Below are 1,023 nucleotides of genomic sequence, written 5' to 3'. Positions count from 1 at the left end.
TAGGCGCGGCAACTGCACCGGCGGCGGGGTGCTGTCGATGGCGATGGCGCCGGGAGCAGCGGTGGCCTGCAAGGCGTCGAGGTCGCGCAGCATCGGCGCCAATGCGGTGCGCTCGTGCTGCGGGAAGGCGCCGGTGGCGATCCACAGCGCGTGTTCGGCGCGGGTCAGGCCGACGTAGAGCAGGCGCGCGTCCTCGGCGCGCTGTTCCTGTTTCCACGCGGCTTCGGCGGTGTCCCAGGCCGGGTCGGATTCGCCGCCGCTGCGGCCGGTGTTCCACTGCAACTGCCGCCCACCCTGCGGCGCCGGCACCACGCAGTGGCGCCCGGGGCTGCGCTCGCTGCGGCCGATGCCAGCGTACGGCAGGAACACCAGCGGATACTCCAGACCCTTGCTCTTGTGCAGGGTGACGATCTGCACGCGGCGTGCGTCCGATTCCAGCCGCAACTGCTGCGCCTCGTCGCTGTCGTCGGCATTGGCGATGCGCCGCGCCAGCCAGTCGACCAGGCCATGCGGGCCGAGCGCGCGGGTGTCGGCTTCCTGCAGCAGTTCGGCCAGTTGCAGGTAGTTGGTGAGGCGGCGCTCGCCGTCGACCAGCGCCAGCAAGCGCTGCCCGTGTGCGGCGCCGAGGTCGCCGATCAGGGCCAACGGGCCACCGCGCTGCCAGCGCTCGCGCCAGTCCAGCGCCTGTTGCTGCCAGCGGCGGTGGCGCTCGCCATCGTGGTCGAGCGCGGCAATCGCTGCGGCGTCCTCACCGATCAGCACGGTGGCGAGTGCGGCGCGCAAACGGCCGTCGTCGCCGGGGTCGAGCAGCGCCTGCAACAGCGCCAGCAGTTCCAGCGCCTCGTCGGTGGCGAACAGGCTGCGACGGCCGGCGGCGACCGCAGGAATGCCGGCCGCGGCCAGCGCCTGCTGGATGCGCGTGGCCTCGCCGTGGCTGCGCACCAGCACGGCGATGTCGCCGGCCTGCACGGGGCGGCCGAGCAAGCTGGCGTTGCCGTCGCGCGCATCGGCCAGCCAGCCGCG

General features: G+C 73.6%; 1 protein-coding gene. It reads right to left on the bottom strand.

The annotated features are described in order from the left end of the window. On the bottom strand, positions 1-1,023 hold a 1,023-nt coding region (locus tag D183_RS24280; RefSeq protein ID WP_039726563.1), incomplete at both ends, for a 3'-5' exonuclease.

Origin of the sequence: Xanthomonas sp. SHU 199 (assembly GCF_000364665.1) — a bacterium.
GTDB lineage: Bacteria > Pseudomonadota > Gammaproteobacteria > Xanthomonadales > Xanthomonadaceae > Xanthomonas_A > Xanthomonas_A sontii.
The sequence above is the reverse complement of the archived record's forward strand: the minus strand, read 5'-3'. Positions and strand labels throughout refer to the sequence as shown.